Here is a 21,918-nt window from a genome sequence, read left to right on the forward strand (position 1 = left end):
TCGTCCCACGCCGCCGCGGCGACCCAGGGGCACGGAGGTAGTGTGCTGACCTGGACCTTTCACATGGACGGTGGGGCGCTCCTGCAAGGGGGAACCTCGCGGCGGGTCCCGGAGGGAGAGCGTCCAGTGATTCTCCGTGATGCCCAGGCACTGGCGACCGCCGCCTCGCCCGAAGAGCGCCCTGGGCCAGGTCCAGCCATACCTCCCACGTCGGATGAGCCGCAGCTGCGGCTGCTCGTAAGCCGGCTGCAGGACGGGGACCTCACCGCCTTCGAGCGTCTCTATGAACTGACGAAGGTGGACGCGGCGCGCACCTTGCGGCACCTGGTGGGCAATCGCGTGGACGTGGAGGACCTGCTCCAGGAGACGTACCTGCGGCTGCTCACGGCGGTGAAGGGCTATCGGGGCGAGTCGCGCTTCCGGACGTTCTTCTATCGGGTGTGCTCGAACGTGGCGCTGTCGCATCTGCGGTGGAAGCGCAGGAGGCCGGAGGATTCGGTCGCGGAGCCACCGGAGTGCGAGTCTTCGGGCGAGGACCCGGAGGCCGCGGCGCAGCGCAGGCAGGCGGCCCGGCTGGTGGAGCTGGCGCTGGAGCGGCTCAAGCCCAAGAAGCGAATCGTCTTCGTGTACTACGAGCTGTGCGGAATGAGCCCGGACGAAATCGCCGAGGCCGTGGGAAGCTCTCCCAACACCGTCCGCAGCCGGCTGCACCACGCGAGATTGGAGTTCAACGAGGCCATGCAGCGACTGCTCGCCACCCGCCGCCCTGGAGGCCCGTATGGCTCACCCTGAGGCAGGCGCGCTGTGGTCGCTGGCGGCCGACGAGCTGAGCGCCGAGGACTCCGCGCGCATCCGGGCGCATCTGTCCGAGTGCCCCGCGTGTGCCGCTCAGTGGGAGCAGATCCGCACGAGTCGCGCGATGCTGCACGAGGCCCGACAGGTGGAGCCCGTGGTGCGCTGGGACGCGGTCGGCACGGCCCTCAGAGCCAAGGTCGCCGCGAGCACGGAGGCGAAGCGCACGCGGTGGCCGTGGGCGCGGACCGACGCGACCGCGAGCTCGGGGGCACAACGCACGCGGTGGCCGTGGGCGCGAACCGACGCGACCGCGAGCTCGGGGGCACAACGATCGCGGTGGCCGTGGGCACGAACCGACGCGACCGCGAGCTCGGGGGCACAACGCTCGCGGTGGCCGTGGGCACGAACCGACGCGGCCGCGAGCACCGGGGCACAGCACGCGCGATGGCCGTGGGCCCTGGCACTCGCGGGGGCCTGTGCGGTGGCGCTCGCGCTCTTCCTCATCAGCATCTCGACGACACGCGGGACGCCCACGAGCGAGGTGCTCGCGGGCAAGGCGACGACGTCGGACGAGGCGCTCGCGGGACGGACGACCGGGCCCGCGGGCACGGGCAAGGAACTCGTAGAGCAGACGAGGTCGACAGACGAGGCGCTCACGGAACAGCCCGGGTCCACGGGCAGCACGACGTCCTCGGAGAGCGCGGTGGAGTCGCTCGCGATGGACGGCAACCCCGCGCGGACCGACAGCGTTCCGGGAGCGGTGCTCAAGGAACAGGGCGGGCAGGAGCGCGAGCTGCGCGCCGGGATGCGATTGCGCTCGGGTGTCGCGGTGAAGACGCCCGCGAAGGCCTCCGCGATGTTGCGGCTCCCGGATGCAAGCCAGGTCCGCGTGTCCGCGGGCTCCGAGGTGGAGCTGTCGAAGGCCGAGCCGAGCGACGTGCACCTCACGGTGCATCAGGGCCGCTTGTCGGTGAAGGCCTCGCACGCCGAGCGGCGCGGCTTCCGCGTGGACGTCGCGGGCCTGCGCGTGTCCGTGGTCGGCACGGTCTTCACCGTGGAGCGCACGGCGCTGGGCGCATCCGTGGCGGTGTCCGAGGGCCGCGTGCGCGTGGAGCTGGAGGGACAGCCCGCGCGCATGGTGGGCGCTGGCGAGCGCGTCGAGCTGCGCTCCCACGACCAGGCCCTGAAGCAGGAGAAGTTGTCCCAACCGGACCGCGAAGCGCTGGAGGTGTTCGAGCGTCCGACCGAGTCCTCGACCCAGGATGTCGGCACCACGGTGCCCACCGCCGCGAACCCTCCCGCGCGAGCGCAGGACGTGTTGCCCGCGGTGGCCCACGCGCCGCAGGCTCCGAGCACGGTGAAGTCCGCCGTCGCGACGGCGCAGGTGATGAAGGCGCAGTCGAAGAAGCTCGTGGTCGCATCCCTCTCGCCTCAACGCGAGAGCCTCCCTGCGCCCGAGCTGCCCGACCCCGTGGCCGTGCCGCCCGACACCGAGGACGCGCCCCAGGCAGAGCCTCCCGCCACCGTCGCCATGACCCAGCCGCCGTCCTCTCCCCTCGATCCGTCGCAGGACTTCGCGCCCTACCCGGCCCCATCGGTGACGGAGCGCATGACGCCGCCACGCGCGCCCGCCACTGCACCCTCGCAGCCCACGAAGGTGGCGGAGGCCACGCCACCGAAGAAGGATGACCACAATCCCCAGGCGCTCCTGTCAAAGGACGCGGACGAGCGGTTCCTCGGGTATGCGCGGCTCCAGCTCAGTCAGCGCAGCTGTGAGAACTACCTCGCCGGCCTGGAGGAGATCGCCGACAAGAGCCCGCGCAAGAAACACCGCGAACAGGCGCGCTACCTGCGCGCGCGCTGCTTCGAACAGCGACTCCAGGGACAGGACGCGAAGCTCGAGTACCGTCAGTACCTGAAGGAGTTCCCGCGAGGCCGCTACGTGCGCGAGGCGGGCGCGGCCATCCTGCCGTAGCCCCCGCGCACCCGGGGCGCTCCATCACCAAAACCAGACACCCGAGGCGCTGTCGTCGCGCCCCCGTCTGATTGAAATCAACCGCCGTCCCGCGTCAGCCCTCGGTGCCGGTGCGCTGCTTCACGCGCTTCATCGGCTCGCTCGCCTGGCCTCGCTCCACCAGCACGCGCAGCACGGACTCCAGCGCGCGGATGCGCGTGCCCGCGCGTCCCGGAGCCCAGCGCGGCACGTCCGGCCCCGAGAGCAGCTCCATCGCGTGCTCCACCCCGCCCGCCTTGCCCTCCAGCGCGCGCGCCGTGGCCAGCCGCACGTTCCTCGCGGGCCTGCGCGCCACCCCACCCTCCCACAAGAGGTCGAGCGCGAACGTCGTCCACACCGCCAGCTCATCGTCCGGACGCAGGAACTGCTCGAACCGCGCCAGCGCCGCGGCCCGAGTCTCGCCCGCGCGCAGCACCTCTTCCGACAGCTCCACGTGCAGCGTCGTGCTGCGAGCCAGCGGCCGCTCCGGCGCGATGATGGCCTCGAAGCGCTCTCCCGAAGCGGGGCGACACGCCACCACGTGCACCAGCTCGGCCGGGATGTCCGCGCCCGTCGGGTGCGCGTTGGCCTCGCCGTAGAACACCACCAGGTTCTCGAAGGCCTGCGCCAGCGAGCGCAGCTCGAACGGCGGACGCCACGGGCCGTAGTGGATGCGGCGGCGATTGGGCGAGGTCCGCGTCGCCTGACGCCCCAGCTGCGTGTCGACCATGTACTCGAACGCGCGCAGCATCGTGTCGAACTTCTCCGGCTGACCCTCGAGCAGCCCGAGAATCTCCACCACCGCCTCGATGGTGGACACACAGTGGTCCGCCGGCTCCGCGCGGATGCGGTAGTTGCTCGGACGCCGAGGCACGAAGCCGATGCGCGGCAGCCCCGCGAGCACGGGGTTGCGCGACACGACCTTCTTCGCCTGCGGCCACGTCCCGTCCACGACGATGAGCGTCTTCGGCGGCCGCGCGCGCGCATCCTCCACGGAGATGGCGTCCTCGCCCGGGAAGAGCACCGCGACGGAGTCCGGGTCCTTCGCCAGCTCCTCCAAGCGGGAGTGGCCCGTGAAGTCGACGCCCTGATGAATCTCGGAGTTGGCCAGCGCCAGGTGCGCCATGCGCGCGGTGCCGATGGCCACGCGGCGCTCACGGGGGTGCTGGAGGAAGACGACGCGGGTGCGCGTGTCCAGCCGGGGCGGCAGTTGCGAGCAGTAGCAAGCGCTCTCGGGGCGGTGGCAGCGAAGACAAAGGGAACGCACAGCCCGGCTTTACGGCACGGCCCGGAACCGGGCAAGCACTGCCGGTGCAGGGGCCCGCCGCCAGCCAGGGCGCCAGGCGCTCCCGGAGGGAAGAACCCACCCACGCCCCCGCCAGCCGGGGTACACAGGCCCCCCGTGAACCTGCTGCTGCTCTTCGACGAGGACTTCCTGCCGGACGGCACCGCCCGGCTCACCGGCCGCCGCGCCCAGCACGCCCGGGAGGTGCTGCGCGCCGAGCCCGGTGAGTCCCTGCGCGTGGGGCGCCTGGGCGGCCTGACGGGCTCGGGCGAGGTGCTGGAGAACAGCCCCGGCGTCCTCCACCTGCGCGTGTCCCTCACCGAGCCCCCTCCGCCCCGTGCGGGCATCGACCTGCTGCTCGCCATCCCCCGCCCCAAGGCCCTCAAGAAGGTCCTCCCGGCCGTGGCCTCGCTGGGCGTGGACCGCATCGTCCTGGTCAACGCCGCCCGCGTGGAGAAGAGCTACTTCGACTCCAAGGTGCTCGACGGCGCGTTCGTGAGGGACTTGCTCCTTCAAGGCCTGGAGCAGGCACGCGACACCCGCCTGCCCGAGGTCCTGGTCCGCGAGCGCTTCCGCCCCTTCGTCGAGGACGAGCTCGACAGCGTCTTCCCCACCGACGCCGTCCGCCTGCTCCCCCACCCTCCGGCTACGCAGCCCCTGCGCCAGGTGGCCGCGGCCCCCGGCCAGCGCTCCGTGCTCGCCATCGGCCCCGACGGAGGTTGGGTGTCGTTCGAGGCCCAATTGTTGGAATCCCACGGCTTCCGGCCGTTCTCGCTCGGGCCGCGCATCCTCCGGGTGGAGACGGCGGTTCCCGTGCTCGTCGGGCAAGTAGCCCTTCTCGGGGAAGACACTGCTCCGCGTCACGATGCAGGTGGCACTTGAAGGGGGTGGGCCGCTGGCCGAGAGTTATCGGCCATGGCCACGTCCATCCCTTCGTCCTCGGTCGCTTCCGACAGCACGCAGCCCGCGGTCGGTGAGCAGCAGTCCCTCGTCACGTCGGAGCCGCAGGCTCCAGCGGCGAAGCCCGCGAGCCACGACTCGCTGCCGCCCCAGGCGCTGCTCGACTTCATGCTCGAGAAGTGGAAGCCCGCGTCGGGGAAGCTGCCGCCGAAGATCAAGTACGCGGAGTCCTTCAAGGCCCGTCGCAAGGCGCTGTCGCAGGCGTTCCCCGGCGAGACGATTGTCATCCCCACCGGCCACGAGAAGGTGCGCGCGAACGACACGTACTACCGCTTCCGCCCGGGCACGGACTTCTACTACCTCACCGGCAACATGGAGGCGGACTGCGTGCTGGTGCTGGAGCCGAAGGAGGGCGGCGGCCACACGGACATCCTCTTCGTGGAGCCCAACCCGGGCCGCTCGGACGCGACGTTCTTCACGGACCGGGTGAAGGGCGAGCTGTGGGTGGGCCCGCGCCTGGGCGTGCCGGAGAGCCGCGCGCGCCATGACGTCGACGAGGCGCGCGGGCTCGACACGCTGAACACGTACCTCAAGGGCCTGAAGGGCTCGGCGAAGTCCACGCGCGTGTTGCGCGGACACTCGGCCAAGGTGGACGCGGAGGTGGCGGAGGGCGGCGAGCGCGACAAGGCGCTGGCCACGTTCCTGTCGGAGATGCGGCTCATCAAGGACGCGCAGGAGCTGCGCGAGCTGCAGATCTCCATCGACGCCACGCAGCGCGGCTTCGAGGACGTCATCCGCAGCCTGAAGGTGGCGAAGACGGAGCGCTACGTGGAGGGCATCTTCAACCTGCGCGCGCGGGTGGAGGGCAACGACACGGGCTACAACAGCATCGTCGCCAGCGGCTCTCACGCGTGCGTGCTGCACTGGAACCGCAATGACGGTCCGCTCGTCCCCGGGGACCTGCTCCTGCTGGACGCGGGCGTCGAGGGCCACACGCTCTACACGGCGGACATCACGCGCACGCTGCCGATCAACGGCCGCTTCTCGCCGGAGCAGAAGGCCATCTACGAGCTGGTGTACGCGTCGCAGGAGGCCGCGTTCGCGGCGGTGAAGCCGGGCAACGACTTCATGGAGCCCAACCGCGCCGCCATGCGCGTCCTGGCCGAGGGCCTGGAGAAGCTGGGCATCCTCGAGGACGCCGCGGAGGCGCTCAAGGACGAGCACCAGTTCTACAAGCGCTACTCGTTGCACAACGTCAGCCACATGCTGGGGCTGGACGTGCATGACTGCGCGCAGGCGCGGCAGGAGGCCTACAAGTACGGGAAGCTGCAGGCGGGCATGGTGCTCACGGTGGAGCCGGGCCTGTACTTCCAGAAGGACGACCTCACGGTGCCCGCGCGCTACCGCGGCATCGGCGTGCGCATCGAGGACGACATCGTCGTCACCGCGCGCGGCTGCAAGGTGCTGTCCGGCAACATCCCGCGCACGGTGAAGGACATCGAGGCGTGGATGAGCGGCGTGTGGAGCGCCGACAAGGCGTCCGCCACCCCCAAGGGCAAGAAGGCCGCCGCGAAGAAGGCGAAGGCCCCCGCCGCGAAGAAGGCGAAGGCCGGCAAGCGCAAGTAGTCCCGGGTCACGTCCCGGCCCCGCCACGAACCAGGTGAGGGCCGGGAGCTCGGCGCCGTGACCTCGCGGTCGAGCCGCACCGGGCACGAAGTCCTCCGAGGTCCGTATCCACGCGTGCCCGCGTTCCGCTGCGCGGCGTGCTCTCAGGCCACCGGGGCGAAGCGCACCTCGTGCTCCGAGGCCTCCGCCGCCGCGAAGGAGAGCAGGCGCAGCCCCTCCTCCGTGAGCGCCTCGCGGTCCTCGCGAGTCAGTCGGGCGAAGGGCGAGACGTGCAGCGTGACGCGCGTCTTCTCCCACTTCAGCTTCCACATGCCGCGCACGAAGCCGTCCACGAGCACCGTCGGACGGATGATGCCGTTGACGGTGAAGACGCGCTTGCGATGCGGCTCGGAGATGACGCGCGCGCGGTCCGAGTGGGACAGCAGCAGGTTGTCGAACTCAGGCACGAAGCGCACGGGCACCTGCGTGTCACCGCCGGGTCGGGGCGCGTCGGGAAGGTCGAACAGCTCGACGCCCTGCTCGTCACGGAACACGCGCAGCTCGGAGCGCAGGCGCTCGAAGACCTCGCCCAGTCGCACGAAGCCGGACCAGTGCTGCATGTCCTTCACGCTGGCGGGACCGAAGGCGCCCAGGTAGCGCCGCACCAATGACTCCAGTGCGAGCGCGGGCTCCAGGGGCGCACCGAGCCACGACGCCGACGGAGTGAACGTCACCTCTCCGCCCACGCCCCAGGTGCCGAACGGAGGCACCGTGACGAGCGACTCGGCGACACGCACCACGAACGCCAGCGACTGCGCATCCCGCTCCGGCCAGCGAGCCTGGAGACGCCGCCCCAGTTCCACCGAGCTCAGGGGCTCACGCGAGAGGAGCCGACGTCCCTCGGCGAGCAGCGCATCCATGTCCAGCCCCGCGAGCTCTCGCGGATACGCGCTGTGGTTGAACATCCGGTCCAACACGGGCTGGAGCGCGGGGCGCAGCGACTGGTAGTCCCGCGCGGTGACCAGGTGCTGCGTGGAGCGCAGCAGCGTCGCCCGAACCACTTCCCGTTGCTCGTAGCGTCGGGTGAGGTCCTCGAGCTGGAAGTCCTCCATCCGCGTCCACAGGCCCAGATACGGCGCGTTGCCAGCCTGGGCCTGGAGCCCCACCAGGTGCTCGAGAACATGGGGCACGGACTCACGGGTCCGTCGCAGCAGGAACTGGCGCGCGAGCAGCGCCCGGTTCAGCTCACGCTTCGTCAATACGGGCGTCGGTGCCGCCTTCGCACCGCTCCGCGTCGCGGAGGAGGAACGCTTGCGAGGTGTCGTCACGGCGGCCTCCTGGGCACCCCGAAGCACCGAGCCCCGCCGGGGACGCGCCCCGTCTCCCTTCGAGCGTTGCGCGTCCACGGGCACGAAGGGAAACGGCAGGAACATCAGGGGAATGGGAATCATGGGGCGTGGGTCCTCGCGAGTCCGGGACAGCTCGACGGCTTCGTGAGACGCACCATGACGACCGGGCGTGACAGCTATATGTCAGGTATGTAGGCCCCCGGACACACGCCTCAAGGCGTCGGAGCGGGAGCCACCTGAGGAGGCACCTCGTCGGCCGGAGCCGGAGCCGCCCCGGGCACCGTCCCACCCGAGGGCGCGGCCGGCGTCTTCCGCGTCTTCTCCCACTCCTCGGTGGACAGCGGGAGGACCTCCTTCAGCGTGGAGTACTTCACCTCCAGCTCACGCGGGTCCGTACGCGTGTCCGCCCCCGCGGAGAAGGACAGGCGATTGATTTCGTGCCCGTCCTCCGTCTCCAGCACCACCCGCCAGTTGCCGGGCTTCAGGTTGGAGGTCGTCGCATAGTAGCGATAGCCGCCGTCCGTCCCGTTGCTGCTCACGTTGGCGACGAAGCCGCTGCCGTTCGTCGTCCACCCCTTCTCCGGGTGGTCGTAGTACCAGCGCACCCGCACCTTGTAGGGCGCGAAGTTCTTCGGCGCGAAGATGCGGAAGAAGTAATACGGCTTGTCGCCGGGGCGGATGACGAAGTCCGGACCGAACCACGTCCACGGCTTGTACCAGACCGAGTCATCCACCGAGGTCAGCTGGTACACGCCCGGGCTGACGCGCTTCACGTCGTGGAAGATGCCCGAGTACTGCACCGCCAGCGGGATGGGCGGGATGATGCCCACCAGGTAGCAGGCCAGGAGCGCCGCCTGCACCCCGAAGCCCGGCACCGCCACGTTGCGCACCAGGTACTGCATGTCCGGACGCCAGCGCGCCATCAGCCGCATCAGCCCGTACATGCTCGCGCAGCCCAGCGTCACCGCCAGCAGGAACACCCAGAAGCCGATGCGCCCGATGAGCACGGGCAGCAGGCACGCGAAGTACATCGTCACGCACAGGCTCAGCAGCGAGACGCGCACCACCGGGCCCATCTTGCGGAACAGCGGCAGCTCGTTGGCCACCAGCAGCGCGAACATGCCGACGACGAAGAGGTAGGGCGTGAAGCCCGACGTGCTCTTGAACAAGAGCAGCATGAAGACGCTGAGCAGGCTGCCGAAGAAGAAGTGGATGGCGTCCTCGCGCCAGCGCCACACCTTCTCCAACAGCTTCGGCGGCTCCGTGCCCTCCGGGTAGCGCTGCTCGAGCAGGAGCAGCGTCGCCAGGATGACCAGGTACCCGAAGCTCTGCACCAGCGTCAGCTTGTCGTCGATGCGGCTGAGCGAGACGATGTCGTAGAGGAAGCCGCCGAAGAAGAACGCGGCCATCTCCCACTTCTCGTGCCGCGTGCGGAACGCCTGCACCTTCTCCATCAGCGTGGGCGTCTTCGCCGTGGCCACCAGGTCATCGGGGTCCACCGCGACGGGCACGACGACACCCGGGGCGGCCTCCGTCACGACGACGTTCGCGGGGACGACGGCCTCCGGCTTCGGGGCACCCGACGGCTCGGAGGTCTCTTCGTTCTTCTGGGAGGTGTTGGGCGGAGTAGCGGTGACCACGGTGTTTCCTCGCGGTAGCGGCCGCCCATTCTAGCCGCTTCGAGGGGAGCGGGTCTCCCCTCCCCCCGAGGCCCCCGGCTCAGGCCGGGGACTTGCCCGCGACCAGGTCCGCCAGCTCGCCGCTCTCGGCCAGGCCCGACAGGATGTCGACGCCGCCGACGAACTGCCCCTTGATGAAGATCTGCGGAATGGTGGGCCAGTTCGTGTAGTCCTTGATGCCCTGGCGCACCTCGGGGTCCGCCAGCACGTCCACCGTGAAGACCTCACCGTGGGGCTGCAGCAGCTGCAGCGCCCGCGCGGAGAAGCCGCACTGGGGGAACAGGGCGTTGCCCTTCATGAAGAGGACGATGGGGTGCGACTGGGTGATCTGGTCGAACCGGGCCTTGAGGTCGGGGTTCATGGGGTGTCTCCTTAGCGGTTCCCGAGCTTCTTCCACTGCTCGGGTGAATAGGTCTTGAGCGCGAGCGCGTGCAGCTCGCCCGACTTGAGCCACTGCTGGAGCGGCGCATACACGAGCTGGTGCTGCTGCACCATCATCTTGCCAGCGAAGTCCGGGCTGACGACGCGGGCCTCGAAGTGGTCCCCCGTCCCGGTGGTGTCATGCACCTCCACCTCGGAGCCCGGCAGGGCCTCCAGGATGCGGCTGCGGACGAATTCTGCGTCGAGCATCAGTTCATTCCCCTTCCCATCACCAGCATGGCCGGGTCCACGCCCATGCCACGCAACGTGGTCTCCCACAACTTGCCGGGCTCCAGGCCCAGCACCGCCTCGCTCGAGGCCTCCGTGAAGAGCCACGAGCCGGCGGCGATCTCACTCTCCAGCTGCTTGGGTCCCCAGCCCGCATACCCCAGGCAGAAGCGCAGCCGGGGCGCGCTTCGCTCCAGGAGCGGCCCCAGCGCGTCCAGCGTCACGCTGAGGAACAGGCCCGGCAGCACGGAGTGCTTCTCCAGCACCCCGCCATCGTCGTGCAGCACGAAGCCACGCTGGGGCTCCACCGGCCCCCCCAGGTACACGGGGTGGGTGGAGCGGTCCTCGTGGATGTCGAGCTTCTGACCGCGTGCCAGCTCGCCCAGCGTCAAGGGCGCGCCCCGGTTGACGACGAGCCCCATGGAGCCGGACTCACCGTGTTCGATCATCAAGACGACCGAGCGGTAGAAGTTCGGGTCCCCGAGCTGAGGCATGGCCAGCAGGAAGCCGGGAGCGAGGTTCTTCACGAGACGAGCATCAACCGTTCGAGCGAGCGGCGCAACCGGCAACCGCCCTGGGAAGACGGGTGCCGGGCGCCCCTCGCTCAGTGCCAGCTGGTGTGCTTCGACTGGAGCGCCTCGGACAGGCGCTCGGGGTTGAGCGGCTTGCCGATGAACAGGTCCGCGCCCAGGCCCTTGCACTTGCGCGCCATGGCGGAGTCGCTCATCGCGCTCACGCCGATGAGCACGGCCTGGGGGAAGCGCTCACGGAGCCGTGACATCAGCGTGGCGCCGCTGCGGCCGGGGAGGAACACGTCGACGATGGCGGCGTCCATGCGCTTGTTGCGCACGGCGAACTCCGCCTCCTCGGCGCTGCCCACGGGCAGGGGCTCGTAGCCCCAGCCGGCCAGCATCTCCACGAGGATTTCGCGGTGGGACGGGTCGTCCTCCACGACGAGCACCGCGCTGCGCACGGGCTCCACCTTCAGCTCGTCACTGCGCTCGGTGCGCTCCTTCGCGTCGGGGCCGAGCACGGGGATCAACTCTTCAGTGGTGGGCAGGGACATGAGGGCACCGGTTGGGCAAAAGGTTTCCGTGTGATGGGAACCCACATGTCCTCGGTGGGAATTCCAAGCGGACACGCCCACGGCGCCTGCTCTTCAGGAGACCTTGCGAGGGCCCGCCGCGAGCGCCTGGGAGGCGAGCGACGCGCCGAGCACCAGCATCACCAACAGCGCCCAGGCGGGGAGCACCACGCGCGCGCCGCCCTCGTAGATGAGGGCGGCGTAGCTGGTGCCCAGGTAGCGGCCCAGGGACATCGGCTCCATGCGAGCGATGCCGAAGAAGCTGACGGTGGATTCGGTGAGGATGGCGGTGGGCAGGCGGCTCAGGAACACGGCGAGCGCGAAGGGCCGGAGCGCGGGCCACAGGTGGACACGCAGGACATGAGCGCCGCCACCACCGAGCGCGCGCGCCGCGGCGACGTACTCCTGTCCCTCCAGCGTGGCCAGCCGGTTGCGGAACATCCGCGCGGGCCCGGCCCACCCCACCAGCGCGAGCGACATGACCATCAATCCGAAGGGCCCCAGTCCACCGCCGAGCCCCGCGTCCGCGAGCGACTGGCCGGCGAGCTGGAGCACCATCACCACAAGCACATCGGGCAGCGCGAAGACCGCGTCCACGCCACGCAGGAGGACCTGTTCCCACGCGCCGCCGAGAAGCCGCGCCACCGCGGCGACGACGAGGCCGATGAGCGTGGAGAGCCCTCCGGCGCACAAGCCCACGGCCAGGGAGACCCAGAGGCCGCCGAAGGCCAGCTCGCACACGGTGCGGTCCGGACGCGTCGGGTCCACGCCCAGAGGACATGTGTTCGCGAGCACGTCCGGGAACAGCCGTCCGGCGACGAGGCTGAGGACGCCGAGCCCGACGAGGAGCACGAGTCCGACGCGGGCGCGCGCGGGGATGCGGTTCATGCGCGGGCCCTCCGAGGGAGCATGTCGCCATGAGCCCGAAGCCTGTCCGACGCGTCGCGAGGGCCTGGACCGAGTGCAGTGCGCTGAGCCCCGGACCGGAGGCTCATGCGCGACCCGAGCGAAGACGCCCCGCCACCGACGCACGACGTACACCCGACACGCTCCACATCTCGAGGTGAGGCGAGGCCGAAGGGCGAGCCACGAGACGCATCCCGCCCCGCACGATCATGGCGCGAACCCGCGGAAGACACCTGAGACCCGGCGCGAAGCACTCCCGACAGCGTCGAGGGCTCGTGGCCACATAGGTCTGGCGGGTGGGCAGCGGGATGAATCCTCGACAGGAGGCTCATGCGCGGGCCTCACGCGAGCGCGGGTCCACGACGTAGCGGGCCACCTCCACCACGAGGCTCACGACGACGAGCAGCGAGGCGAAGGTGGTGGTCGCCACGACGACGACGGCGACCTGCTTGTTGAGCACGGCGAGCACGTAGAGCTGTCCGAAGTAAGGCAGGCCCAACACGCGCTCCGCCGCGAACGAGCCGGCGAGCAGCGCCGTGGCCACGGGCCCCACGGCATCGAGCAGCGAGGGCAGCACATTGGGGAGCACATGACGGCGCAGCACCGTGCCCGGCGACAGGCCCTTGCCCAGCGCGGTGCGCACATAGTCGCGCGACAGCTCCGTCTCCAGCGAGTCCCCCACCAGCGTGCCCAGGAAGATGCCCGGCCAGATGGACGTGACGAGCGCCGCGCACAGCTCCGGCAGCATGTGCCCGCGCTCGACCACCGCGGGCGCGAGCAACAGCGCGGGGATGAACACGGGGGTACCGAAGGCCAGCGCCGGCACGACGTCACCCAGGGCGGACCACCGACCTCGTCGCCAACGGGTGCGAATGAGCGCGAAGCTCAGCGCCCATGTCAGGGCCAGGGGAAGCGCGAGCATCCCCACGCCGACGCTGCCCGACAGCTTGCGCGCCAGTTCGTCGCCCGTGATTCCCTGCGCGCTCGTGCCCAGTCGCTCACCGCGCCACAGCTTCTCCCAGGGACGCAGGAAGCCAAGCGGCTCACCGAGGCCGAGGTCCCGGCGATACGACGCCATCAGCTCCGGAGACGCCTGCCGCTTCGCATCGCTCTCCGTGGTGAGCGGCAACATGGCCATGAGGAAGTACGAGGCCACCGCGACCACGGGCACCAGCACGAGCTGCCGCGCGAGCTTCTGGAGCACGGCCATCATCGCGCCACCTCGCCGAGCACCGACGAGGACTCCCGCGCAAGAGGCACCAGCATCCCATCAAGCGAAAGAGCCGGCCCCTCACCTCGACGCACCGGCCCGGAGGCGAACCTCCGCGGCAACAGGGCGGGCTTCTGGAGCACGGCCATCATCGCGCCACCTCGGTCTGCTCCAGCGCCGGCGCGGTCCTGCGCAGCGTGCGCAGGGCCAGGAAGTTGAACGGGTCCACATCCAGGCCCCGCAGCGTGTCACGCGCCCGAAAGTAGCGGTCCGGGTGGTACAGCGGCGCAATCACCGCCTGCTCCCCCACCAGCACCTCCTGCGCCTGCACATACATCGTCCGCGCGCGCGCCTCGTCCGCCTCGCCGTCCCCGGCCTCCAGCAGCCGCTCGAAGCGCGCCATGGGCTCGCCACCGACCTGCGTCTCCCAGCCCGTCTGGTGATTGCCCGAGCGCTCGAAGAGCGTGAAGAACGTGTTCGGGTGCGCGTAGTCCCCGCCCAACCGCCGCAGGTACAAGTCATACGCGCGAGGCCCCTTGGCCGTGCGCCGCGAAATCTCCGCCGTGAAGTCGGACCTCGCCTCCAGCTCCACCTTCACGCCCACCCGAGCCAGCTGCGCCGCCACGCGCTCGGCGATGGCCACCTCCGGCACGAAGTTGTCCCCCGAGCGGTACACCAGCCTCAACGGCCGCTCCAACCCGGCCACCGGCGCCAGCTCCGCCTTCGCGCGCTCGGGCTCGTAGTGCGGCAGCCGCAACGCCTCCTCGGCCGACGCAGCCCCCGGCAGCTCCGGAGGCAGCAACACATGCGAGGGCCGCGCGGCCGGCAGCAACCCGACCATCAACGCCTCCCGGTCCAACGCCCGAGACAGCGCGCGACGGACCTCCGGCCTGTCCAGCGGCGCGCGCTCCGTGTTGAACGCCAGGTAGTACGTCGACAACAGCGGCTCGCGCTGCAGGTCCTCGGGCCGCTTCACACGCAGCGCCGCCGCGCTGTCCACGAAGACGAAGTCCACCCGGCCCCGCTCATACAGCGCCGGTCCAATCTCCGACTTCATCAACGTGATGACGGGCACGGGCACCTCGCCCGGAGCCATGGGCGGAGGAAACGCCGAGCGCGGGTTGTAGACCAACCGCACCCGCTCCCCTGCCCTGTCCCAGCTCTCCACCCGATAAGGCCCCAAAGCCAGCGGCCGACCGTCACGAGGCCGGTCGAAGTAATCACGGACCTCCTCATCCGAGCGCCCGTCCAGGTCCGCGGAGGGCGCCGGGTAGAAGATGTAGACGTTCGCGATGCGCGCCAGGAAGTAGCTGCGCGGATGCGCCAGCGTCACCCGGAGCGTCCGAGCGTCCACCGCCTCCACGCCCACGCGCTCCAGCGCCGCGCGGATGTCCGCCTCGGGCGCCATGCGGTCCTGCAGCGCCAGCACCTCCGACGCGCCCTCCAGGTCCGCCATCTCCCCCCGCTCACGTCCGCGCAGCGCGCGCCGCCACCCCACGACGAAGTCCCGCGCCACGAGCGGCGAGCCATCCGACCACCGCACATCTCCACGCAGGTGGAAGACGTAGACCTCACGACCCTGCTCGTCGCGAGAGCGCTCCCACCGCTCCGCCAACCCCGGCCGCACCGAGTGGTCCGTGCCCAGCAGCGTCAGCCCCTTCTGCGTCGCGAGCATCACCGGGTAGTTCGCCCAGCTCTCGGGGTCCGAATGGCTCCAATCCAGCGTGGTGGGCATCGCGGGCACCACCACCTTGACGCCCGACTCCGGCTGGAAGCCGCACGGCCCGCAGGCCCCGGTCACCCAGGCCAGCAACAGACACCACCAGGCGAGTCGAGCGCGAGGAGCCACCGGGCCACGTTGTACCCCGAAGCCAGGGACGCCCGGCAACAGAAGCCAGACGCCCCGTCTGCCCGCTGGAAAAGAGAGAAGCCAGGAGCCCGGCGACCTCGTGGGTCGACGGACGTCCTGGCTTCGAGCACTTCAAGGAGGGCCGAAGCCCTCCCCTGTGAATCCCGCTACGCCGGAGCCGAGGCCGGAGCCGACGGGGCCTCGGCCGCCGTGGGGCTCTTGAGCCCATCCGTGCTCGGCTTGCCGCGGCCGAACTCCTCGGGCTTCTCCAGCACCAGCGCCTCGCGCAGCACGTCGTCCACGAACTCCACCGGGACGATGCGCAGCTGCTTGCGAATCTTCAGCGGGATGTCCTTCAGGTCCTTCTTGTTCGCCTTCGGGATGAGGACCGTCTTGATGCCCGCGCGGTGCGCGGCCAGCGTCTTCTCCTTCAGGCCGCCGATGGGCAGCACCCGCCCACGCAGCGTGATTTCACCCGTCATCGCCACATCCCGACGGATGAGGACGCGCGTGAGCGCGCTCACCAGCGCCGTGCAGATGGTGACGCCCGCGGACGGACCGTCCTTGGGAATCGCGCCCTCGGGCAGGTGCACGTGGATGTCGTAGTTCTCGAACACCTTGCGGTCGATGCCGAAGCGGTCCGCCCGGCTGCGCACGTACGACATGGCCGCCTGCGCGGACTCCTGCATCACCTCGCCCAGCTTGCCGGTGATGATGAGCTTGCCCTTGCCCGGCATCACGGTGGCCTCGGTGGTGAGGATCTCTCCTCCCAGCTCCGTCCACGCCAGACCCGTGACGATGCCCACCTGGTCCTCGCGCTCCGCCACGCCGTAGCGGTAGCGCGGCGTGCCCAGGAACTTCATCGCCGTCTTGCGGTCCACCTCGATGTCCCGCTTGCCGTTCTTCAGCACGTCGCGGGCAATCTTGCGGAACACGCCGCCAATCTCACGCTCGAGCGAACGAACGCCGGACTCGCGCGTGTAGCGGTGGATGATGGTCCGCAGCGCCTCGTGGCTGAAGTCCACCTTCACGTCCGTCAGCCCGTTGGCCTCCTGCTCCTTCGGGATGAGGTAGCGCCGGGCGATGGAGAGCTTCTCCGGCTCGGTGTACCCCGCGATGCGAATCACCTCCATGCGGTCCTGCAGCGGACCGGGGATGTTGTGCATCGTGTTCGCGGTGCAGATGAACATCACCTTGGACAAATCGTAGTCGAGGTCCAGGTAGTGGTCGTTGAAGTTGTGGTTCTGCTCGGGGTCCAGCACCTCCAGCAGCGCCGCGCTCGGGTCGCCTCGGAAGTCCGTGGACATCTTGTCGATTTCGTCGAGCAGGAAGACCGGGTTGTTGCTGCCCGCCTTCTTCAGCGACTGGATGAGCTTGCCCGGCATCGCGCCGATGTACGTGCGCCGGTGGCCGCGAATCTCCGCCTCGTCACGCACGCCGCCCAGGGACAGGCGCACGAACTTGCGGCCCGTGGCCCGCGCAATCGAACGCGCCAGCGACGTCTTGCCCACGCCCGGAGGTCCCACGAAGCACAGCACGGGGCCCTTGAGCTTCTTCACCAACTGCTGCACGGCCAGGTACTCGAGGATGCGCTCCTTCGGCTTCTTCAAGCCGTAGTGGTCCTCGTTGAGCACCGTCTCCGCTTCCGTCACGTCCAGCCGGTCCTGGGTCTCGTCGTACCAGGGCAGGCTGATGATCCAGTCGATGTAGTTGCGGACGACCGTGGCCTCGGCGCTCATCGGGCTCATCATCCGGAGCTTCTTGAGCTCCTTCTTGACCTTGAGCGTGGCCTCCTTGCTCATCCGCTTGTTCTTCAGCTTCTCTTCAATCTCCTGGATCTCGTTCTTGAACTCGTCGCGCTCACCCAGCTCCTTCTGAATGGCCTGCATCTGCTCATTCAGGTAGTACTCCTTCTGGGTCTTCTCCATCTGCTTCTTGACGCGGGTGCGGATCTTCTTCTCCACCTGGAGAATCTCGATCTCCCCCTGCATCAGCTCGTAGAGCTTCTCCAGCCGCTTCGCGGGAGACTCGGTCTCGAGCAGCGCCTGCTTGTCGTTCAGCTTCAGCGACAGGTGCGCGACGATGGTGTCGGCGAGCCGCGCCGGGTCATCGATGCTGGCCACCTGCATCAGCATCTCGGGTGGAATCCGCTTGTTGAGCTTGACGAAGGCCTCGAACACGGAGTGCACGGAGCGCACGAGCGCCTCCAGCTCCACGCTCTTCTCCGTCTGCTCCTCCACCTCCTCCACCTCCACCATGAAGAAGGCGTCGTTCGGGTGGAACTTCTTCACCTTCGCGCGCTTCACCCCTTCCACCAGCACCTTCACGGTGCCGTCCGGCAGGGGCAGCAGCTGGATGACGTGCCCCATGGTGCCGAAGTGGAAGATGTCGTCGGGAGAGGGGTCGTTCGTCTTGGCCTTCTTCTGGGCGGCCAGCAGGATGACGGCCTTGTCGTCCGGCCCCTTGTGAGCCATCGCGTCCTTCAACGCGGCGATGGACTTCTCCCGGCCGACGAACAGCGGAACCACCATGTGCGGGAACACGATGATGTCCCGAAGGGGCAAGAGCGGGACGGTGAGTCCCCGCTTCTGGGCTTCCTTCTTGTCGTCACGTCCGAAGAACATGTATCCGCCACCTGCTGGCCTACCGGGAGGGTAGGCCCCTGAAGAGTTGCCCGGTTGCTCGTCCGGCGAGCGCACACCCGGGGTGAAGCACGTCTATAACACGTCGGTTTCAGGCGCCGTTCCCCGCCTCAAGATTGGGGAACCACCTGCTGCCATCAAGGGAACACCCGAAGCTTCCTCGGACGTCCCCTCCCTGTGTCAGCGACCCTGCGCTGCCTCCCCACCCTGTAGCCCACCAACCTCCAACGCCTCGAAAAGGAACGCATACAGGTCCGCGCTGGATTCAATGCTCTTGGCCACCTGGTCCGCGCCACTGTGTCCTGCGTTCATTTCGATGCGCAGCAGCGCCTTGGCCTGGTTGCCCGCCGCCTGCTGCACCGCGGCCACGAACTTGCGAGCGTGCATCGGGTCCACCCGGTCATCGTGGTCCGCGGACATCATGAGCAGCGCCGGGTAGGCCACGCCCGGCTTGACGTGGTGGTAGGGCGAGTAGGCGTGCAGCACCTGGAAGTCCTCGGGCTTCTCCGCCGTCCCGTACTCGGGAATCCACGTCCGGCCGCTCCCGAAGAGGTGGTAGCGCACCATGTCCAGGAGGGGCACCTGGCACACCACCGCCCCGTACAGCTCCGGGCGCTGAGTCATGGCCGCCCCCACCAGGAGCCCGCCGTTGCTGCCGCCCTGGATGGCCAGCTTCTTGGGCTGGGTGTACTTCTCCCGGACCAGGTACTCGGCGGCGGCGTGGAAGTCGTCGAAGACGTTCTGCTTCTTCGCCATGCGGCCCGCCTCGTGCCACTCGGCGCCGTACTCGCCCCCACCCCGCAGGTTGGCCACCGCGTAGACGCCGCCGGCGTCCAGCCAGGGCAGGATGCTGCCGCGGAAGGTGGCCTCCATGTTCACGTTGAAGCCGCCGTACCCGTAGAGCAGCGTGGGCGCGGTGCCGTCGCGCTTCAGGCCCTTCTTGTGCACCAGGAACATGGGCACGCGGGTGCCGTCCTTGGAGGGGTAGAAGACCTGGTCCACCGTGTAGGCCGCCGGGTCCATGGGCACTTCCACCTGCGCCCACAGCGAGGACTCCCCCGTCTTCACGGACGTCTTGTAGACGCGCCGGGGCGTGGTGAAGGACGTGAAGACGAAGTACGCCTCGTCCTGGTCCTCCAGGCCCGTCAGGTTGGAGGCCGCGCCCACGCCGGGCAGCGCCACCTCGCGCACGGGCTTGCCCTGCAGGGTGGCCACGCGCACCAGGGTCGTCGCGTCCTTCATGTACTCCAGCGCCAGGTGCTCGCCGACGATGTTCACCGTCTGGAGCGCGGCCACCGGGTCCTCGGGGACGATCTCCTTCCACTGGGCGCGCGCGGGCTTCGCCGGGTCCACCTCGAAGACGCGCTGGCGCGGGGCGCCCTCGTCCGTGGTGACGTAGAAGCGGCCCTTCCACGCCTGCACGTTGTACTTGGCGCCCTTGCCCTTCACGAGCAGGCGGAAGTCCTTCTCCCCCGGCCGCTTCCAGTAGATGTCGTTTTCGATCCAGCCCCGCAGGATGGAGACGAACAGGAACTGGCCGTCCCGGCTCAGGTCGCCCTGCAGGAAGGTGGACGGGTCTCCGGTGCGCGGGTGGATCTCCGCGTCCCTGGAGGGCGCGTCGCCCAGCTTGTGGAAGCGCAAGCTGGTGTAGCCCGGGCGCGCGTCCACGGGGATGGAGGGGTCGGTGGGCAGCCACTCGTAATAGAAGCCCTTGCCGTCCGGCGTCCACTTGGGCTGCGCGTACTTGGCGCCCTCGATGACGTCCACCTTGGACCACTCACCCGAGTCCACGTCCACCACGTGCAGCACGGCCTCGTCGGCCGCGTTGGGCTTCTGCGCGAAGACCAGCTTCTTGCCGTCCCACGACGGCGACCACGTGCCCAGGGACACCGAGCCGTCCTGGCTCCAGCCGTTCGGGTCCAGGAGCACCTTCTCCTGTCCCTTCTCGCCGTCGCGCCAGTAGAGGACCGCCTTCTCCTTGTCCTTGTGCGTGCGCACGTAGAAGTAGCGGCCCGCGCGGCGCGCCGGCATGGAGATGGAGTCCACGTAGAACAGCTCGCGGAAGCGCTTCGCCAGCGCGTCACGCACGGGCGACTTCGCCAGCGCCTCGCGCGTCAGCACGTCCTGCGCCTTCATCCACGCCTGGACCTCGGGCGCCTTCTCATCCTCCAGCCAGCGGTAGGCGTCCGGCACCTGCACCCCGTGCAGCGTGTCCACCACCGCGTCCACCCGAGTCGCCGGGTAAGCCATGCGCGCGTGTTCCTCCTGGGCCGGCGCCTCCACGGGCACCTCCCGTTTCGCCGGCGTCGAGCCAGCACAGGCAACGAGCATCAACAAGGCAGGCACGGGGAGCTGTCTCATGGAGCCAGCACATACAGAAACGCCCCCGCCCGTCCCACAAAAACCGTGGGCGACAGGCCGGCGCCACCCCGCCCGCCCTGAACGCGAGGAGCGCGTCGGAGCCGTTGCAGGGCCCTTGACGCGCTCCGTCACATCCCAGGGGCCGCCCACACCGGAGGGCGGCCCGTCAGAGTCCGCGACTTACGCGGATTCCTTCTTCGGCTCGGCGGGCTCCTTCTCCGCCGCGGCGTGGAGCACGACGGGCTCGCTCTTCTTGAGGATGACCTCCTCGGAGATGAGCACCTCGCGGACCGTCTTGCGGGACGGGATTTCGTACATCACGTCCAGCATGGCCGACTCGAGGATGGAGCGCAGGCCGCGGGCGCCCGCCTTGCGGCGGATGGCCTCGCTGGCGATGGCCTTGAGCGCGCCGTCGGTGAACTTCAGCGCCACGCCGTCCAGCTCGAAGAGCTTCTTGTACTGCTTGGTGAGCGCGTTCTTCGGCTGGTTGAGGATGTTGATGAGCGCGGGCTCATCCAGCTCCTCCAGCGCGGTGATGATGGGCAGGCGGCCGATGAACTCCGGAATCATGCCGAACTTGAGCAGGTCCTCCGGCTCCACGTGCTTGAGCAGCTCCGACAGGTTGCGCTGCTTCTTCGACTGGATGTCCGCGCCGAAGCCCAGGCTGCGGCCGCCCAGGCGCCGCTCGATGACCTGATCCAGGCCGCCGAACGCGCCGCCGCAGATGAACAGGATGTTGGTGGTGTCCACCTGCAGGAACTCCTGCTGCGGGTGCTTGCGGCCCCCCTTGGGCGGAACGTTGGCCACCGTACCTTCGATGATCTTCAGGAGCGCCTGCTGCACGCCCTCGCCGCTGACGTCGCGGGTGATGGAGGGGTTCTCCGACTTGCGGGCGATCTTGTCGATTTCGTCGATGTAGACGATGCCGCGCTGGGCCCGCTCGATGTCGTGGTCGGCGGCCTGCAGCAGGTTGACGATGATGTTCTCCACGTCCTCGCCCACGTAGCCGGCCTCGGTGAGGCACGTGGCGTCCGCGATGGTGAAGGGGACGTTGAGGATGCGCGCCAGCGTCTGCGCGAGCAGCGTCTTGCCGCTGCCCGTCGGGCCGAGCAGGAGGATGTTGCTCTTCTGCAGTTCCACGTCCTCGAGCGCGACCTTGGACTCGATGCGCTTGTAGTGGTTGTGCACGGCCACCGACAGCGTCTTCTTCGCGCGCTCCTGGCCGATGACGTACTCGTCGAGCACGGCCTTGATTTCGGAGGGCCGCGGGATGCGAAGCTTGGTGTCCTTGGTCTCCTCGCGGTCGATCTCCTCCGCGATGATGTCGTTGCACAGCCCGATGCACTCGTCGCAGATGTAGACCGTCGGCCCCGCGATGAGCTTCTTCACCTCCTTCTGCGACTTGCCGCAGAAGGAGCAGCAGAGGGTCTGGTTGTCTCGCTTCTCCACGTTCTTGCCCGCCATGAAATCCCTCGCTGCGCCTGTAAAGCCGCCCGCCCCGAGCGCCACCCGCCTCGGCTCCAGGCCAATCTAGTCAGCCCCCATCAGGGACGTCCACGCGCCTTCCCTGTACTTAACAGGGGGAGTGGGTCGGCGCAGAAAGCAGAAAGCC

At 69.2% G+C, this 21,918-nt stretch carries 17 protein-coding genes; 4 read left to right on the forward strand and 13 right to left on the reverse strand.

Annotated features, from left to right (window positions below):
- Positions 1-126 precede the first annotated feature (126 nt).
- Entirely contained in the window at positions 127-792 is a 666-nt protein-coding gene (locus OWM54_RS08700; protein WP_267697184.1) for an RNA polymerase sigma factor, read from the forward strand.
- Positions 779-2,770, forward strand: a complete 1,992-nt coding sequence (locus OWM54_RS08705) for a FecR domain-containing protein (protein WP_267697185.1) — start codon at positions 779-781, stop codon at positions 2,768-2,770. Before OWM54_RS08700 ends, OWM54_RS08705 begins: the two co-directional genes overlap by 14 nt.
- A 94-nt stretch (positions 2,771-2,864) precedes the next feature.
- Here the strand turns inward: OWM54_RS08705 and OWM54_RS08710 are convergent, their stop codons facing one another.
- Positions 2,865-4,055: a tRNA-uridine aminocarboxypropyltransferase gene (locus tag OWM54_RS08710; RefSeq protein WP_223750616.1), complete on the reverse strand. Its 1,191-nt coding sequence runs from the start codon at positions 4,053-4,055 to the stop codon at positions 2,865-2,867.
- Positions 4,056-4,190: 135 nt separating this feature from the next.
- On the opposite strand from OWM54_RS08710, the gene OWM54_RS08715 reads away from it, so the two are divergent.
- On the forward strand, positions 4,191-4,955 hold the full coding sequence (locus OWM54_RS08715; protein ID WP_267697186.1) for a 16S rRNA (uracil(1498)-N(3))-methyltransferase: 765 nt from the start codon (positions 4,191-4,193) through the stop codon (positions 4,953-4,955).
- 33 nt (positions 4,956-4,988) lie between these two features.
- Positions 4,989-6,599: an aminopeptidase P family protein gene (locus OWM54_RS08720; RefSeq protein ID WP_267697187.1), complete on the forward strand. Its 1,611-nt coding sequence runs from the start codon at positions 4,989-4,991 to the stop codon at positions 6,597-6,599.
- Positions 6,600-6,742: 143 nt separating this feature from the next.
- Here OWM54_RS08720 and OWM54_RS08725 read toward each other — a convergent pair whose 3' ends face one another.
- The 12 genes from OWM54_RS08725 to clpX all read right to left on the reverse strand — a co-directional run bounded on the left by OWM54_RS08725 (position 6,743) and on the right by clpX (position 21,770).
- Positions 6,743-8,029: a winged helix DNA-binding domain-containing protein gene (locus OWM54_RS08725; protein ID WP_267697188.1), complete on the reverse strand. Its 1,287-nt coding sequence runs from the start codon at positions 8,027-8,029 to the stop codon at positions 6,743-6,745.
- Positions 8,030-8,139: 110 nt separating this feature from the next.
- Positions 8,140-9,567 carry a DUF2914 domain-containing protein gene (locus OWM54_RS08730; protein WP_267697189.1) on the reverse strand — a complete coding sequence of 476 codons (1,428 nt, stop codon included), beginning with the start codon at positions 9,565-9,567 and terminating at the stop codon, positions 8,140-8,142.
- Between the two features lie 79 nt (positions 9,568-9,646).
- Complete coding sequence (gene grxD, locus OWM54_RS08735; RefSeq protein ID WP_223750611.1) at positions 9,647-9,967, reverse strand: Grx4 family monothiol glutaredoxin; 321 nt, start codon at positions 9,965-9,967, stop codon at positions 9,647-9,649.
- A gap of 11 nt (positions 9,968-9,978) precedes the next feature.
- A complete protein-coding gene (locus OWM54_RS08740; protein ID WP_141326072.1) occupies positions 9,979-10,236 on the reverse strand; it encodes a BolA family protein in 258 nt (85 codons plus the stop codon).
- Positions 10,236-10,781, reverse strand: coding sequence for a YqgE/AlgH family protein (locus OWM54_RS08745; RefSeq protein WP_223750610.1), 546 nt, complete (start codon positions 10,779-10,781; stop codon positions 10,236-10,238). Before OWM54_RS08745 ends, OWM54_RS08740 begins: the two co-directional genes overlap by 1 nt.
- A gap of 77 nt (positions 10,782-10,858) precedes the next feature.
- On the reverse strand, positions 10,859-11,320 hold the full coding sequence (locus tag OWM54_RS08750; protein ID WP_046712197.1) for a response regulator: 462 nt from the start codon (positions 11,318-11,320) through the stop codon (positions 10,859-10,861).
- A 93-nt stretch (positions 11,321-11,413) separates the two neighbouring features.
- The gene (locus OWM54_RS08755; protein WP_267697190.1) at positions 11,414-12,226 is read right to left on the reverse strand and encodes an ABC transporter permease subunit; all 813 of its coding nucleotides are present in this window, start codon (positions 12,224-12,226) and stop codon (positions 11,414-11,416) included.
- A 346-nt stretch (positions 12,227-12,572) separates the two neighbouring features.
- The gene (locus tag OWM54_RS08760) at positions 12,573-13,457 is read right to left on the reverse strand and encodes an ABC transporter permease subunit (RefSeq protein WP_223784946.1); all 885 of its coding nucleotides are present in this window, start codon (positions 13,455-13,457) and stop codon (positions 12,573-12,575) included.
- A 145-nt stretch (positions 13,458-13,602) separates the two neighbouring features.
- Positions 13,603-15,189, reverse strand: coding sequence for a peptide ABC transporter substrate-binding protein (locus OWM54_RS08765; RefSeq protein ID WP_267701107.1), 1,587 nt, complete (start codon positions 15,187-15,189; stop codon positions 13,603-13,605).
- A 281-nt stretch (positions 15,190-15,470) separates the two neighbouring features.
- On the reverse strand, positions 15,471-17,927 hold the full coding sequence (gene lon, locus OWM54_RS08770) for an endopeptidase La (protein ID WP_223750607.1): 2,457 nt from the start codon (positions 17,925-17,927) through the stop codon (positions 15,471-15,473).
- 198 nt (positions 17,928-18,125) lie between these two features.
- Positions 18,126-20,195 carry a prolyl oligopeptidase family serine peptidase gene (locus tag OWM54_RS08775; protein WP_267697191.1) on the reverse strand — a complete coding sequence of 690 codons (2,070 nt, stop codon included), beginning with the start codon at positions 20,193-20,195 and terminating at the stop codon, positions 18,126-18,128.
- Positions 20,196-20,486: 291 nt separating this feature from the next.
- The gene (gene clpX, locus OWM54_RS08780) at positions 20,487-21,770 is read right to left on the reverse strand and encodes an ATP-dependent Clp protease ATP-binding subunit ClpX (protein WP_046712193.1); all 1,284 of its coding nucleotides are present in this window, start codon (positions 21,768-21,770) and stop codon (positions 20,487-20,489) included.
- Positions 21,771-21,918: the final 148 nt, after the last annotated feature.

Source organism: Myxococcus sp. MISCRS1 (genome assembly GCF_026626605.1).
Taxonomy (GTDB): Bacteria; Myxococcota; Myxococcia; order Myxococcales; family Myxococcaceae; genus Myxococcus; species Myxococcus fulvus.

Bases quoted from the DNA above. Each gene is read 5' to 3' on its own strand.
- OWM54_RS08705 (WP_267697185.1), top strand. From the start codon at position 779: ATGGCTCACCCTGAGGCAGGCGCGCTGTGGTCGCTGGCGGCCGACGAG.
- OWM54_RS08720 (WP_267697187.1), top strand. From the start codon at position 4,989: ATGGCCACGTCCATCCCTTCGTCCTCGGTCGCTTCCGACAGCACGCAG.
- OWM54_RS08725 (WP_267697188.1), bottom strand. From the start codon at position 8,029: ATGATTCCCATTCCCCTGATGTTCCTGCCGTTTCCCTTCGTGCCCGTG.
- grxD (WP_223750611.1), bottom strand. From the start codon at position 9,967: ATGAACCCCGACCTCAAGGCCCGGTTCGACCAGATCACCCAGTCGCAC.
- OWM54_RS08740 (WP_141326072.1), bottom strand. From the start codon at position 10,236: ATGCTCGACGCAGAATTCGTCCGCAGCCGCATCCTGGAGGCCCTGCCG.
- OWM54_RS08750 (WP_046712197.1), bottom strand. From the start codon at position 11,320: ATGTCCCTGCCCACCACTGAAGAGTTGATCCCCGTGCTCGGCCCCGAC.
- OWM54_RS08755 (WP_267697190.1), bottom strand. From the start codon at position 12,226: ATGAACCGCATCCCCGCGCGCGCCCGCGTCGGACTCGTGCTCCTCGTC.
- OWM54_RS08760 (WP_223784946.1), bottom strand. From the start codon at position 13,457: ATGATGGCCGTGCTCCAGAAGCTCGCGCGGCAGCTCGTGCTGGTGCCC.
- OWM54_RS08765 (WP_267701107.1), bottom strand. From the start codon at position 15,189: ATGCCCACCACGCTGGATTGGAGCCATTCGGACCCCGAGAGCTGGGCG.
- lon (WP_223750607.1), bottom strand. From the start codon at position 17,927: ATGTTCTTCGGACGTGACGACAAGAAGGAAGCCCAGAAGCGGGGACTC.
- OWM54_RS08775 (WP_267697191.1), bottom strand. From the start codon at position 20,195: ATGGCTTACCCGGCGACTCGGGTGGACGCGGTGGTGGACACGCTGCAC.
- clpX (WP_046712193.1), bottom strand. From the start codon at position 21,770: ATGGCGGGCAAGAACGTGGAGAAGCGAGACAACCAGACCCTCTGCTGC.